Source organism: Haladaptatus marinus (assembly GCF_051194195.1).
Genome location: NZ_JBLZNK010000005.1, coordinates 125,280 through 138,880 on the forward strand (window position 1 = coordinate 125,280; position 13,601 = coordinate 138,880).

16 protein-coding genes are annotated in these 13,601 nt (G+C 59.8%); 9 read left to right on the forward strand and 7 right to left on the reverse strand.

Annotated elements, in window-relative coordinates; all coding sequences use genetic code 11:
• Position 1 precedes the first annotated feature (1 nt).
• Positions 2-484, reverse strand: a complete 483-nt coding sequence (locus tag ACN2TU_RS17790; RefSeq protein ID WP_435157225.1) for an SHOCT domain-containing protein — start codon at positions 482-484, stop codon at positions 2-4.
• Between the two features lie 119 nt (positions 485-603).
• Between ACN2TU_RS17790 and ACN2TU_RS17795 the strand changes: the two genes are divergently transcribed.
• The 7 genes from ACN2TU_RS17795 (at position 604) to ptsP (ending at position 7,407) form a co-directional block, all read left to right on the forward strand.
• Entirely contained in the window at positions 604-1,569 is a 966-nt protein-coding gene (locus ACN2TU_RS17795; RefSeq protein WP_435157226.1) for a lamin tail domain-containing protein, read from the forward strand.
• Positions 1,570-1,642: 73 nt separating this feature from the next.
• Entirely contained in the window at positions 1,643-2,608 is a 966-nt protein-coding gene (locus ACN2TU_RS17800; protein ID WP_435157227.1) for an aldo/keto reductase, read from the forward strand.
• A gap of 100 nt (positions 2,609-2,708) precedes the next feature.
• Positions 2,709-4,247, forward strand: a complete 1,539-nt coding sequence (gene glpK, locus ACN2TU_RS17805) for a glycerol kinase GlpK (RefSeq protein ID WP_435157228.1) — start codon at positions 2,709-2,711, stop codon at positions 4,245-4,247.
• A gap of 1 nt (position 4,248) precedes the next feature.
• Complete coding sequence (locus tag ACN2TU_RS17810) at positions 4,249-5,163, forward strand: MIP/aquaporin family protein (RefSeq protein ID WP_435157229.1); 915 nt, start codon at positions 4,249-4,251, stop codon at positions 5,161-5,163.
• A complete protein-coding gene (locus ACN2TU_RS17815) occupies positions 5,164-5,424 on the forward strand; it encodes a hypothetical protein (protein ID WP_435157230.1) in 261 nt (86 codons plus the stop codon).
• A gap of 40 nt (positions 5,425-5,464) precedes the next feature.
• Entirely contained in the window at positions 5,465-5,731 is a 267-nt protein-coding gene (locus ACN2TU_RS17820; RefSeq protein ID WP_435157231.1) for an HPr family phosphocarrier protein, read from the forward strand.
• The gene (gene ptsP / locus ACN2TU_RS17825; protein ID WP_435157232.1) at positions 5,728-7,407 is read left to right on the forward strand and encodes a phosphoenolpyruvate--protein phosphotransferase; all 1,680 of its coding nucleotides are present in this window, start codon (positions 5,728-5,730) and stop codon (positions 7,405-7,407) included. Before ACN2TU_RS17820 ends, ptsP begins: the two co-directional genes overlap by 4 nt.
• Positions 7,408-7,918: 511 nt before the next feature.
• Here the strand turns inward: ptsP and dhaM are convergent.
• The 5 genes from dhaM to dhaK all read right to left on the reverse strand — a co-directional run bounded on the left by dhaM (position 7,919) and on the right by dhaK (position 11,910).
• On the reverse strand, positions 7,919-8,296 hold the full coding sequence (gene dhaM, locus ACN2TU_RS17830) for a dihydroxyacetone kinase phosphoryl donor subunit DhaM (protein WP_435157233.1): 378 nt from the start codon (positions 8,294-8,296) through the stop codon (positions 7,919-7,921).
• Complete coding sequence (gene dhaL, locus ACN2TU_RS17835) at positions 8,297-9,031, reverse strand: dihydroxyacetone kinase subunit DhaL (RefSeq protein ID WP_435157235.1); 735 nt, start codon at positions 9,029-9,031, stop codon at positions 8,297-8,299.
• Positions 9,032-9,126: 95 nt separating this feature from the next.
• Positions 9,127-10,314: an MFS transporter gene (locus ACN2TU_RS17840; protein WP_435157236.1), complete on the reverse strand. Its 1,188-nt coding sequence runs from the start codon at positions 10,312-10,314 to the stop codon at positions 9,127-9,129.
• Positions 10,315-10,441: 127 nt separating this feature from the next.
• The gene (locus ACN2TU_RS17845) at positions 10,442-10,798 is read right to left on the reverse strand and encodes a hypothetical protein (RefSeq protein WP_435157237.1); all 357 of its coding nucleotides are present in this window, start codon (positions 10,796-10,798) and stop codon (positions 10,442-10,444) included.
• Between the two features lie 107 nt (positions 10,799-10,905).
• Positions 10,906-11,910 carry a dihydroxyacetone kinase subunit DhaK gene (gene dhaK, locus ACN2TU_RS17850; protein ID WP_435157239.1) on the reverse strand — a complete coding sequence of 335 codons (1,005 nt, stop codon included), beginning with the start codon at positions 11,908-11,910 and terminating at the stop codon, positions 10,906-10,908.
• Between the two features lie 197 nt (positions 11,911-12,107).
• On the opposite strand from dhaK, the gene ACN2TU_RS17855 reads away from it, so the two are divergent.
• Together ACN2TU_RS17855 and ACN2TU_RS17860 are read left to right on the forward strand one after the other, a co-directional pair.
• Entirely contained in the window at positions 12,108-12,293 is a 186-nt protein-coding gene (locus tag ACN2TU_RS17855; protein ID WP_435157240.1) for a hypothetical protein, read from the forward strand.
• A gap of 244 nt (positions 12,294-12,537) precedes the next feature.
• Entirely contained in the window at positions 12,538-12,978 is a 441-nt protein-coding gene (locus ACN2TU_RS17860) for a hypothetical protein (protein ID WP_435157242.1), read from the forward strand.
• A gap of 169 nt (positions 12,979-13,147) precedes the next feature.
• Here the strand turns inward: ACN2TU_RS17860 and ACN2TU_RS17865 are convergent, their stop codons facing one another.
• Positions 13,148-13,441, reverse strand: coding sequence for a hypothetical protein (locus ACN2TU_RS17865; protein ID WP_435157244.1), 294 nt, complete (start codon positions 13,439-13,441; stop codon positions 13,148-13,150).
• Positions 13,442-13,601 lie beyond the last annotated feature (160 nt).

Consider the following 13,601-nt stretch of genomic DNA (forward strand, 5'->3'; position numbering starts at 1 on the left):
TTTACTCCCGTTCCCGAAGCCGTTCGCGTTCGTCCTCTCGGAACCGGTCTTCGACATCCTCTATCGTCTCGACTTCCATGAGCCGTTCCAGTTTTCGCTCGAACTGTTCGTCCGTGAGTTCGCCGCGAGCGTAGCGGTTTCGCAGGGTTTCGAGTGCCTCCTTGTTGTTCGATTCCGTCGGTTCCCTCGGTTCGGATGGTTTCTCGGATTTTCCCGACTTCGCTTCCCCGAGTCCGCCGAACCCGTTCCACCAGTCGGGTTTGTCGGATAAATCGCTCCACATGTCGTTCCACCAGGTATCGACTTCGTCCTCCTGGTCGAACAGCATGGCGACGATTGGAATGACGACGACGTAGCCGAAGAGCATGGCCGCGAGCCACCAGTCCTGTCCGGTAAAGAGGGCAACGAGCCAGAAGCCCGTGACCAGCGTTGACGTGATTCCCGTTGCATTCTCGGCGAGACGTTCACGGGGGCTGTCGCTCATGGTTGAGAATTCTGCTGCTAGTTATAAAATATCACCTTTGTTATGTGGGCACTAGTCGGTGAATCTATGCACCACGACTGGCGCATAGATTTAATCCACGAGAAGCCATTCTTGATACCGTGTCTCCCAGGTCGTCAGCTTTTGTCTTGCTTGTCGTCTGCACAATCGTCCTCGCAGGTTGCTCGACCTCACAACCGGGGACGACCACGGAAACCACGGGAACGACTCTGTCGGGTGGAACCGGAAAAACAACTGGCGTGAGTTGGTCGGTGACGATAACACGAATTGTGGACGGCGACACGGTCGAGTTCGAATATAAAAATGGAACACAGGACACGGCTCGACTGCTCGGCGTGGACACGCCGGAGGTGCATACCGCCAACGACCCGAAGGAGTTCGAGGGCGTGCCGAACGACGATTCGGGGGCGAGTTGCCTACGCGACTGGGGCCACAAGGCTAGCGAGTTCGGTCGCACCGAACTCGCGGGCGAGCGGGTGACTATTTTCACCGACCCGAACGAGGGGCCTCGTGACAGATACGACCGATTGCTGGTGTACATTCGCGACGACGGAAAGCTGTTCAACTATCGATTGATCGCGCAGGGCTACGCTCGCGTGTACGACAGCGAGTTCACGAAACGAGACCGGTTCTATTCGGCGGAATCAAAGGCCCAACGCGAAAAAATCGGTCTGTGGGAATGTCGCGATGGGCAGGGAGAAACTCGAACTACTAACGGTGCTGTCGGCACGACCGGTCTCACCATCGCCCGGGTTCACGCCGACGCTGACGGCAACGACCACGACAACCTGAACGACGAGTATTTCGTCCTGCAAAACAGCGGAAACGACGCAGTCGATATTGCCGGGTGGACGATTTCCGACGACTCCGGCCACACCTATCGCGTTCCTTCGGGTGTGTCGATGAAACCGGGTACTACTCTCACGCTCTACTCCGGAGCCGGCTCGAATTCGGCGACGGAACTGTACTGGGGGTCGGATAGCGCGGTTTGGAACAACGGTGGCGATACGATTATCGTGCGGAACGCAGGTGGTGATGTGGTGTTGCGGAAGCAGTATTCGGGCTGAATAGCGGAAACGAACGCAATCCATAACTCACCGCTTCCCCGACTTTTACCACCCTTCCCGATGACTCCCTCGCATGAAGTACAGAAATCTCGGTGCGACCGGCACGAAAGTCTCGGAGCTGTGTTTCGGAACGTGGCGATTCGCCAAGGAATCAAACGGAACGGTCGAAACCGACCGGGAGACGGCCCACAACCTGCTTGACACGGCGTGGGAGAACGGCATCAACTTCATCGACACCGCGAACGTCTACGGCGACCCGAACGGAACCAGCGAGGCTTGGATCGGCGATTGGCTCTCCCAACACGACCGCGAGGATTTTGTCATCGCCTCGAAGGTCTACTTCCCGTTCGACAGCGACAACCCGAACGGGCGCGGCCTCTCGCGCAAACACATCCGGAAGCAGATTCAGGGGACGCTCGACCGCCTCGGAACCGACTATCTCGACCTGTACTATATCCACCGTTGGGACGAAACGACGCCGATCGAGGAGACGCTCTCAACCCTGAACGGCCTCGTGGAGGACGGCAAGGTGAACTACCTCGGTGCCAGTTCGATGGCCGCGTGGCAGCTGACCAAGGCGCTTTGGGAGAGCGACGTGAACGATTTGGCGCGATTCGACGTGACCCAACCGATGTACCACGCTGCGGCGGGAGACGACGTGCAGGATTACCTCGATGTCTGTGCTGACCAAGATATCGCAGTGTGTCCGTACTCGCCGCTGGCTGGCGGGTTCCTGACGGGCAAATACGAACACGACGGTGATATTCCAGAGGGGTCTCGCGGCGACTTGACCGACCGCTTCGAGGACTACTACATGTCCAAAGACGGCTGGCAGGTATTGGGTGAAATTCGGTCTATCGCGGACGACCTCGATGCGACCCCGGCACAGGTCGCACTTCGCTGGCTCATCCAACAACGAGAGTTCGACTGTATCCCGATCGTCGGCGCGCGTACACCTGACCAACTGGAAGAGAACGTCGGTGCTGCCGATATCGAACTGTCCGAAGAGCAGTACGACAGAATTTCCGACGCTCGCTAACTAGGCGAAACTGGTGGGAAAACGTAATATTTCTCGGTGCCGTCTATGTTGGGAGGTGCGGCGGGGGAAGGGGGAGAACCGACGCACCGTGGGGGGAACAATGACAGACACATACGTCGGCGCGATAGACCAGGGGACGACCGGCACCCGTTTCATGCTGTTCGACCACGACGGTCGGGTCGTCGCCAGCGCCTACGAGAAACACGAACAGAACTATCCGGAACCGGGGTGGGTCGAACACGACCCGCTCGAAATCTGGGAGAACACACAACACGTCGTCACGACCGCGCTCGACGACGCCGACGTTTCCGCGAACCAGTTGGAAGCCATCGGCATCACCAATCAGCGCGAAACGACCCTGCTGTGGGATACCGACTCCGGACGCCCGGTTCACAACGCCATCGTCTGGCAAGACCGCCGGACGACCGACCGGGTCGAACGAATCGAAGATGAAGGAAAGGTCGAGATGGTTCGGTCGAAGACGGGCCTCGAACCGGACGCTTACTTCTCGGCGACGAAAGCCGAGTGGTTGCTCGACAACGCAGATCCCATCAAACTCCAGCGCGCTCGACCGCAGGACATCCGAGAACGGGCAGAGCAAGGAGAGGTGCTGTTCGGCACTATCGACTCGTGGCTCATCTACAACCTGACGGGCGAACACATCACGGACGTGACGAACGCTTCCCGGACGATGCTGTTCGACATCCATGAAATGGAGTGGGACGAAGATCTCTGTGCCGAATTCGACGTCCCCATGGCGATGTTGCCGGAAGTCAGGCCGTCGAGCGACGACCAGACATACGGTCCGACCGATTCGGAAGGATTCCTCGGCGCGGAAGTCCCAGTTGCTGGTGCGCTTGGCGACCAGCAGGCCGCCCTGTTCGGGCAGACCTGCTTCGACGCCGGGGACGCCAAAAACACCTACGGGACGGGCAGTTTCTTCCTGCTCAATACGGGCGAGGAAGCGGTCGAGAGCGAGCACGGTCTCCTCACAACGGTCGGTTTCCAGCGTTCCGGAAAGCCAGTACAGTACGCTCTCGAAGGCTCCATTTTCGTTACCGGTGCGGCCATCGAATGGCTGGCCGATGTCGGCTTCATCGATGATGCGGCGGAGACTGAGTCGATGGCTCGAAGCGTCGATTCGACTGATGGCGTCTTCATGGTACCCGCGTTTACCGGACTTGGCGCACCGCATTGGAACCAGCGCGCTCGCGGAACGCTCGTGGGAATGACTCGCGGCACCCAGAAGGAACACATCGTTCGGGCCACGCTCGAATCCATCGCGTTCCAGACCCGCGACGTGGCGGAAGCGATGAAAGCGGACAGCGGTATCGAGGTAGAATCGCTGAAGGTCGATGGCGGCGCGGTGAAGAACAACTTCCTCTGCCAACTCCAGGCCGACATTCTCGGTGCCGACATCGTCCGCCCCGTCGTGGATGAGACGACCGCACTCGGGTCGGCCTACGCCGCCGGACTCGCCGTCGGCTACTGGGAAACCGTGGACGACCTCCGCGATAACTGGCAGGTAGACCGCGAGTTCGGCGTCGACATGACAAGCGACGAGGCCGACCGAAAGCACGACCGTTGGAAGGATGCCGTCGAGCGCTCGCTCGACTGGGCGCAGGAAGGGGGTGATTGAGATGGCAGAAGAGTACTGGCGCGCGAAGTACCTCAACGAACTCGTCGGAACCTTCATCCTCATCCTTCTCGGTGACGGTGCGGTCGTCGTCTCGGTGCTAACTGGTGGCTTCGACCTGTTCGGCGTCGCCGTACTATGGGGATTCGCGGTGATGTTCGCGGTCTACTGGGTCGGCGGCGTTTCGGAGGGACATATCAACCCCGCGGTGACGATTGCGAACGCTGTCTGGCGGGACTTCCCGTGGAAACACGTTCCCGGCTACATCGTCTCGCAAATCGTCGGGGCGTTTCTCGCCGCCGCGACGCTGTTCGTCACGTGGTCGGGTTACTACCAGCAGTTCAATGAGGCGAACAACGTCGTCACCGGCGAACCGGGGAGTTCCATCACGGGGATGACCCTCTGGACGTTCTTCCCGAATCCTGCGTTCGCTGGCGTGAAAATCGGCGATTTCCAGACGCTGAACGAGGCGGCGTTCCTCGTCTCGTTCCCGCAAGCGTTCTTCAGCGAGGTCGTTATCACGGCCATCCTCGTCGGGGTCATCTTTGCGCTCGTGGACGACTGGAATCCGATGGGAACGAGAGCGACACCTGCAATCTCGGCGTTCCTCATCGGTTTGCTCGTCGCAGCACTGGTGCAGTACGAAGCACCAGTGAGCATGGCAGCACTGAACCCTGCCCGCGACCTCGGACCGCGAATCTTCGGCTATCTCGCCGGATGGGGTGAAATCGCGTTCCCCGGCCCGCGCGGCGGCTGGTGGCTTCCGACCACATCGACAATCGTCGGTGGTATTATCGGCGGCGGTCTCTATGACCTGCTGACACGACGGTACGTCAAGGAATTGGAAGAGCAGGACATCGAGCCGGAAGAACCGGCGGTTCATGACGAGGAGCGAGAACGCCCGGCAGGAGGGAGTTAGGTGACCACCGTGTCCGACGCCGACGCAGACGAACCGAGGCACTCGATGGGTGAGTACCTTCGTCTGGTATTTCTCGACCCGGTAACGCTCGCCGGGTTGGTCGTTCTCGTGGCGGGAATCGTGCTCGTTGTCATTTCCGACCCCGGCTCACCCGTGCAGAAGCCGATGCTTGGTGGGTCGCTCATGTTGGTCGGAACGGTACTGTTCGCCCTCGGATACACGCGGGCACAGTGGGGACTCAAACGCTGGGGACAGCGATAGCATGAAGCATGTTCCTGTTCAAACAAGCACATAGATTCCAATGGAGCGCACCGTTACCATCGTTCCCGAAGCGGGACTGCATGCCAGACCTGCGGCGCGATTCGTCACCACCGCGAACGAATTCGACGCTGATATTTCGGTCGCAACAGCGGATAGCGACCCCGTGAACGCACGAAGCATGATTTCGGTCACCACCCTCGACGCTCGGCAGGGCGATGCAGTGTCTCTCGTCGCGGAGGGTGACGACGCTGCGTCCGCTCTTGACGCACTGGAAACCATTCTCACGACACCGGAGGGAGAGCAGTGAGCATCGAGCTTTCCGGGATTGGTGTGACGCCTAGAGCGGGATTCGGAACTGCAATCTGGCACCGCGGCACGACCGATTTATCCGATCTTCCCGACCCGAAAACCGTCGACACCGACGAGGAGTTGGCCAGGTTCGAAGCGGCCTGTGAGCGCGCCCACGAGGAACTAGCGGACGAACACGACCGAGCGCGCGACCGCGTCGGCGAGGAGGAAGCAGAAATATTCACCGCACATCGGGCCTTTCTCGACGACCCCGAGATTGCCAGCGGCGTCGAAGTCGCCATCGAAAACGGGATACCCGCACCCCACGCGGTTCGACAGGCCTTCGAAGACCCTATCGCCAGGTTCGAAGGGTTAGAAGGAGGGATGGCCGAGCGAGCGGACGACCTTCGGGATGTCCGCGACCGACTGATGCGAATCCTGACCGACCGCGAGCGAACCGGCCTCGACGACCTTCCCGAGAATACCATCCTTCTGGCGGAGCGGCTCGGCCCGAGCGACACGGCACGACTCGATCCGGACACGGTTGTCGGGTTCGCCACCGAGTTCGGTGGTCGAACCTCACACGCCGCGATTTTCGCTCGCTCGCTCGGAATTCCCGCTGTGGTCGGTGTCGGCGACGAACTCGCCCAAGCGGGCGATGGACGAGCAGTGCTAGTCGATGGAACGGATGGCCTCGTGGTCATCGACCCGGATGAATCCAGTCGAAATCGCATCACGAAGGACGAGACGGAAATCATCGAAGATCACGTTTCCACCGCGGATGGACGGGAAATCGAAGTCGCGGGCAACGTCGGAACCCTCGCCGAATTCGATGCGGTAGCCGATCAGGGAGTCGATGGAATCGGCCTGTTTCGGACGGAGTTCCTGTTCCTCGACCGTGATTCTTCACCGAACGAGGACGAGCAGTACGACGCCTACGTCGAGGCGTTGTCGGCGTTTCCGGACGAGCGAGTCATCATTCGCACCCTCGATGTCGGCGGCGACAAACCGATTTCGTACCTCGACACACCGGACGAGGGTAATCCGTTCTTGGGAAATCGCGGGATTCGACGGTCGCTCGGCACCGACGGCGACCTCTTCGAAACGCAACTGCGCGCCCTGTTGCGCGCCGGAACGGAGGGGAACCTTGCCGTGATGTTCCCACTGGTTTCCCGAATCGAGGAACTCGACACGGCCCTCTCCCGCGTCGAGGAGGTCGCCGAGGAACTGGCTGACGACGGATTTGATTACGAAATTCCGGAACTCGGCGTGATGATAGAAACCCCGGGTTCGGTGTTCGTCGCGGAGTCGCTGGCATCGCGCGTCGATTTCTTCAGCATCGGGACGAACGACCTCACGCAATACGTGATGGCTGCCTCGCGAGAGAACGAACACGTCGCCGACCTGCACGACCCGCTTCACCCGCCGGTGTTGCGGGCGATTCGTCGAACGGTCGAAGCGGGCCACGAAGAAGGTATTTGGGTCGGAATGTGCGGCGAGATGGCTGGCGATCCCGAACTGACGGAACTGCTCGTCGGTCTCGGATTGGACGAATTGAGCATGAGCGCCGTGACGGTGCCACAGGTGAAAGCACGGGTTCGGGACGTGAATGCCGAGGACGCCAGCGAACTCGCGAACCACGCTCTTACCGCCGAGACACGGGAAGCGGTGACGAACGTGCTGGAATCGGAGTGATTACAGGTTGAACAGGTGCAATGCCACGTTCTTCAGGGCGTGGATACGCGCCGTAAGCTTAGTTCGATTTCTGCTGGTCACTGCACTGCCGGATATTCCACGAACGGTAGGATTAAGCGTCCTCCCGCCGCATCTATGGCTACCGGAGTTCACTCGTTGGCGAACACGGTCTTTGACCGTACCGATGCTTCGCATCGACTCGTCGCGTGGTAACAAATCCGACGCCCACTCCACCACGTCCGGGCCGACAGGTCGTCTGACGCTGATGGTGGTACCCAGCAGGCTGAATACCCTGTCGTGGACGGGAATGCGGTATCCCCGGGTGAAACGCCCATTGCAGATGGATGGGAAGGCCGCTTTGATACGGCTCTACGCGCTGTAATGCACGTCCTTGGTCATAATTGGACGGCTACCGTTGAAGGAGGACGCGAAAGCGTACTTCGCTCCCGAGGAAACGCGCAAGCGTAATATCCTCGTCGTGGATTCCCGTATCTTTAGACGCGGGAGTATATCAAATATTTGAAATCTCTCCTGCCTCCTCCGCCGCTTCGCGAACGCTTTCCATGGTCGCTTTCGGACTGATCGCGGCGACGGCGGCATTGACTGTCCCTTCGAGAACCGGCGCATCGGCGATTTCTGCGTCGGTGTCCGACATTTCGATGGCGAGTTCGGCGTTCATCACCGCGCTCCCCAAATCGACCAGCACGATAGCCTCCCCGTCCGAAATCGAATCGAGGGCGTTCCGAATATCCTCGGCACTCGTACCGATTCCGCCGTCGGTGTCGCCACCGACCGCTTCGATTTGCGTGTCGCTCGCCATTTCCGCGGCGACTTCTATGATTCCATCCGCGGCGCGTTTGCTGTGTGAGACGACGACGAGACCGACCATCTACGACTCCTCCTGCGTTTCGCCCTGTTCACCCTCTGCATCTTCGTCCGGTACCGTCGGCGAGGTTGCGTCCGGTTCAAGGTCACCGTCCCCAAGATATTCGACTGCGGTTTCCCGAATTGCCTCCACGATGAACAGGGTACTGGTCGCGCCGGGGTCTTGGTGGCCAACCGACCGCCATCCGAGGTACGACGCTCTCCCCTTGGTCGCCCGTATCGGCGTCGTGAAGTTCACGCCGCGCTGGCAGGCATCGACCGCTTTGGTCAGAGCTTCGACCGGTTCGAGGTCGTCCTCCTCGATGGATTTCTTGTAGGTGTGAACTGCGGGCGTGAGGGCATCGACCATCGTTTTCGCGCCAACCGCCGCGCCACCGCGGTCTTTTACCTTTTCCAGAAACGCCTCGGCGAACGCCACGCTCGATTCGGCCGTGATTCCGTCTTCGAACTTCGCGCTGGCGGTCATGAACGACCCGCCGTACAGCGGTCCGGCGGCCCCCCCGACTTCCGAGACGAGGGTTATCCCGACCGTCTTGACGAGTTCGTCGGGAGGTGCGTCGCCCATCTCGCCGATTTTCTCGTGAACCGCCTCAAAGCCGCGATTCATGTTCGCCCCGTGGTCGGCGTCGCCAATGGCCGAGTCGAGGTCGGTCAGGTAGTCCTTTTCGTCGGCCATCATCTCCGTGACGCGCTCGACTGCGTCGCGGACGGCGTTCCGTTGGGTTGCTGTGTCTCCCATTTGGTAGTAGCACGATACGAGGTGGGGTAAACCCTTCTCCCATTTCGTCAGCGACTTCCTACCGGTTGGCTGACACTGGGGGTACCGACGAGGCGTCACGTTTGCCGTCGAACTCCCACGAGCAACACGGTCGCTACGAGCGTCGTGCCGACGAGCAACCCCCAGCCAAGGCCATAGCCACCTGTCTCGACCAGCAGGCCGAACAGTGGCGGCGCGACCAGTCCACCGGTATTTATCGCGGTCTGCCCACCAGCAGTCGCGCCGCCGATGTCGTCGGCATCGACGAGTTCCGAGAGGCACGAGTAAAACACGCCAGTCGAACCATGAATCGAGAGGCCAAGGCCAACGAATAGGACGATAGCAACCGGGAGCGACCAGTCACCGACAGCGAGAACGACAAAGAGGACGACCGCAAGTAGTATTTGACCGAGAGCGACAGTGGCCGAACCCTTCGCGCCGCCCAGACGGTCGGCAAGGTTTCCGGCACCGATTCGGCCGACGCTCCCCGCCACCTGCGTCACTGCGAGCACGATACCACCAGCGGCGGCACTCGCACCGACGGCGTCTTGCACGTAGAGGACGGTGTAGCCCAGCATCGAGAAAATGGAGGCTCCGACGAAGAGACCAGCCACGACGAGACGCTTGTAGGCACGATTCGTCCGGAGTTGCGAGAGATTGGGCAACGAGAACTTGCCGCTCCCCCGCGAGCCGTCATACAGGGCGACGAAGACGAGTACGTATCCCGCCGCCAGAGCCCCGACAACCCAGAATCCGACCTGCCACGCGACGACGGTGGCGACGCCCGTAATGACGAGCGAAGCCGCCCCGCTACCCGCAGTGACTCCGACCTGTTTCAAGCCCATCGCGAGACCTTGCCGTCCGTCGGGTGAACTGGCGACGATGGCGCGGTTCGAGGCCGGCATTGCCGTCGAATAGGCGACACCCAGTATCCCGCCAGCACCCAGAAGGAGCCCGTAGGACGGTGCGAGTGAGACGCCAACAGCCGCGACAGCGAGGGCGAGGAGTCCGACTATCATCGTGTGTTTCTCACCGAATCCATCGACGGCCGCCCCGCTCGGAAACAGCATGAGCGTATATCCGAGCAACGCCGCCGTGAGGAAGACGCCGACGAGCGTTTCCGAGAGCGAAAACGCCTCGCGGAGAAAGCCGGTCGCGGCGAAAATGGTGTAGTAACAGAAACTCGCGGCTGTCTGCCACCCCGCGACTGTCACAACCGACTGCCAACTTTTCGAGGCACGTACCGACTGCGACTCGGTTCCCATCGTTTACACCTCTGTAGCTTCGGGTGGTAAGAATACCGAGTCCGGTTGGTTATTCCGGTATCGCCCCTCCGATTCGGAAATTACGACCGTATTCTCGTTCGGTTGGCCGACCAGTTCGCTCACCGCATCAGCGATGGAATGCGCGACGAAGGCGCTCTAGCAGGCTCTCGGTTATCGGAAGTTCGCGGGTGATTTCGTCGAGTTCTGCGTCCGAGAAATGCGAGTCGTGACGAGCCTCCCGCAACCACTGTTTCCACTCACTACTCGTCAGGGTGCCTCGCGAGTCGGCTTCCCACTGGTCAACGAGTGCTTCCCGGTCGGCGAATGGGATGTCCATCCCGCTGTTTCCCCAGTACAGCGGCGACAGTTCGAACTCGTACTCGTTCCCGTCCACAAATCTGACGCGGTATGGGTACCCGTTGTATAGGATGATGTCGTCCTCGGTGACATCGTCCCCGTTAGGAAGCGTTAGCGTCCGTGTCATTTCGTTCGATTCGACTACGTGCGGCGCGCTTGTCAGGGTTTTCCTCAAATGAACGCGAGTTGATAGCCGGTGGTTGGAGAGCCGATACTGGAAAATCGTGTTGGAAGCTACTGCTGCACCGTCAACGCTGTCGTTTCCGCCGGATGTGACAACAACTCCTTCAGTTCGTCGTCCAGCACGAGCACCGTCACGGAACAGCCCTGCATGTCGAGCGAGGTCATGTAGTCGCCGACCCACGCGTCCCACGTCCGTAGGTCGCGGTCGTCCAATATCGACTGGAGTTTGCGGTTGACGATGTACAGTTCCGATAGCGGGGTGCCGCCCATCCCGTTGACGATGGTTGCGACTTCCGACCGCGATTCGGGTGCGAGATCCTCGAGCACCTTCTCGGTCAGGCGTTCCGTAATCTCGTCCGCCGACATCATCTCCACGCGCTCGACGCCAGGTTCGCCGTGGATTCCGATGCCGAGTTCGATTTCGTCGTCCGCGAGGTCGAAGGTAGGTTCGCCCTTTTCCGGTGTGGTGCAGGAGGTCAGGGCGGTTCCCATCGTCGCCACGTTGTTGATGACTTTTTGTGCGACGCGCTTGACGTCGTCCAAATCTCCGCCCTTGTCGGCCATCGCGCCTGCTACTTTGTGGACGAAGATGGTGCCACAAACGCCACGTCGGCCCGAGGTGTACAGCGAATCCTCGACGGCCACGTCGTCGTTGACGACGACTTCGGCGACCTCCACGTCGCTTTCCATCTCGGCCAACTCGCCCGCGGTTTCGAAGTTCATCACGTCGCCCTCGTAGTTTTTGACGACGTTGAGGACGCCCTCTCCTGCGTCGCAAGCCTGAATCATCTCGCTGATTTCGTCGGCGGTCGGCGAGGTGAACATCTCGCCCGCCGCCGCCCCGTCCAACATTCCCGGCCCGAGATATCCGGCGTGTGTCGGTTCGTGACCGCTTCCGCCGCCGCTGACGACCGCGACTTTTCCGGCAATCGGTGCGTTCCGTCTGACGAGAACCTTCGAGTCCGGCAGTCGTCGAATCTCGTCCGGGTGGGCAGAGACCATCCCGTCCAGCATCTCGTCCACGACTGCGGACGGTTCGTTGATGAGCTTTTTCATGTCCCATGCTAGCAACCACCTGTTACCGCATAACGGTTTCCTCACATTGCGAGAGAAGTTCTGACGAACACCACGCAGCTTTCCTCCGGTTCCGAGTGGCGAAAAATATCAGATACAATAGTAAAAAAGCGAATATCGATGTACTCAGAGCGTTTATCAACTATTGGAACATCGATATAAAAACGATACCTCGAAATATGGGAGGGTTCGAACCGAGCGACCGTGATTTGCAGGTTCGACGCGGGGCGACGTGGGCACTCGCGGAAGTCGCACAACGAGATCCTGCCGGAGCGTGTCCTGTGGTCGAGCGCGCTGGCGAAGCGAAAACCGGCACGCTACGAAACCGTGGACGACCTGCTTGTCGCACTCGAACAGTGCATTGAAGTGCGTGATAAAAATTTGATTAGTCTGATATATTAAGTAATCGCGCTCAGTTCTCGATAGACAGATGCCTATCCCACTCGCACAGGTCGGCACCGCGGGCGTCGTCCGGTTCATCGGTTCCGGCTTTCTTGCAGTCTCCACCGGAATTTTCGGGTTCTACGCGTTTCGAAATCTCCAGTTGAACCGGTTGGAGTCCAACGCCCGTTTTGGCGCTATCTCGTCTCGATTGGGTTTGTTGGCGTTGTGTACGGCCTCCTCGGGGTGGCTGGGACGCTGTCGGGCGGACAGTGGGTCGTCGCGCTCGGTCACACGACACTGCTCTTTAGTACGGTGTTTCTCTCCTTCGCCATGCGCGAACTCTACTATAACAACGCGCTCGCCTCATCGTCGGACGACCAACGGATACCACTTTTCCGACTGCGGCGCATCGAACTGGCGTTCGTCAGCGTCATCGTCGTGGAACTGTTCATCGTGCTCCTCATCGACCAGGGCTCGGTCGTGGCGCTCGTCAAGGGTGGCGGAAGTCTGTCGTTTTCGGTGAACGTCTCGAATCGCTCACGCAAGGGACATCAGTTGATACGCTCCGACGACATCTGCTTCCGGTGCTCGTCTGCTCGGGACTCCTTGGCCTTGCTGACCGCGGTGTGCTTTTCGGACTGGAGTCACTCGTCGTCCAGAGCATAAAAAGCGTGTTCGTCGTGATGATCGGCGCGTTTTTCCTTACGGCGACGATTCGACTCCAACAAAACGTCCGAGACCTTTCCGGAACCCGATAGGTTGAACCATCCATTTCATGTGGTAACTAATCGGATAGCTATTTGCGGTGGAGAACTGTAAACCGAGGAGAGGATTCTCACACTCGGCGAAGTCGTCCGCTTTTGCAGTAGGGGCAGTCGGCATCCAGTCCGGGTCGGGTGCTGACGCGGCCGCACATCGTACACGCTCTGACGAGTCGCTCCCGCCGTTCGCACGCCTTCTCGAGCGATGCGAGTTTCGCCTCGGTTTCCGCGAGTCGTCGTCGAAGCGTTTCCAATTCGGCCCGCAGGTGGCTGTATCGCTCCGATCGTTCGTCTTCCGTTCGATGGTTCGATGGATCGATTCGTGGCTGTCGTTTCCGTAACCACGGTGGGCGTTCGTTCGTCGGCATACTCCTACTCGAAAACAATGCCATGGAAGATTATGAAGTGGTCGGGCGGCGTCCGTTAGAGCTTGCTATATAATGTACTTGCAAATGAAGGCCGAATCGAAAATAGTCGATGCTGTGTACGACCGTTCGTGGCTAACGGTTGACGCGAGTCACCGAGGCC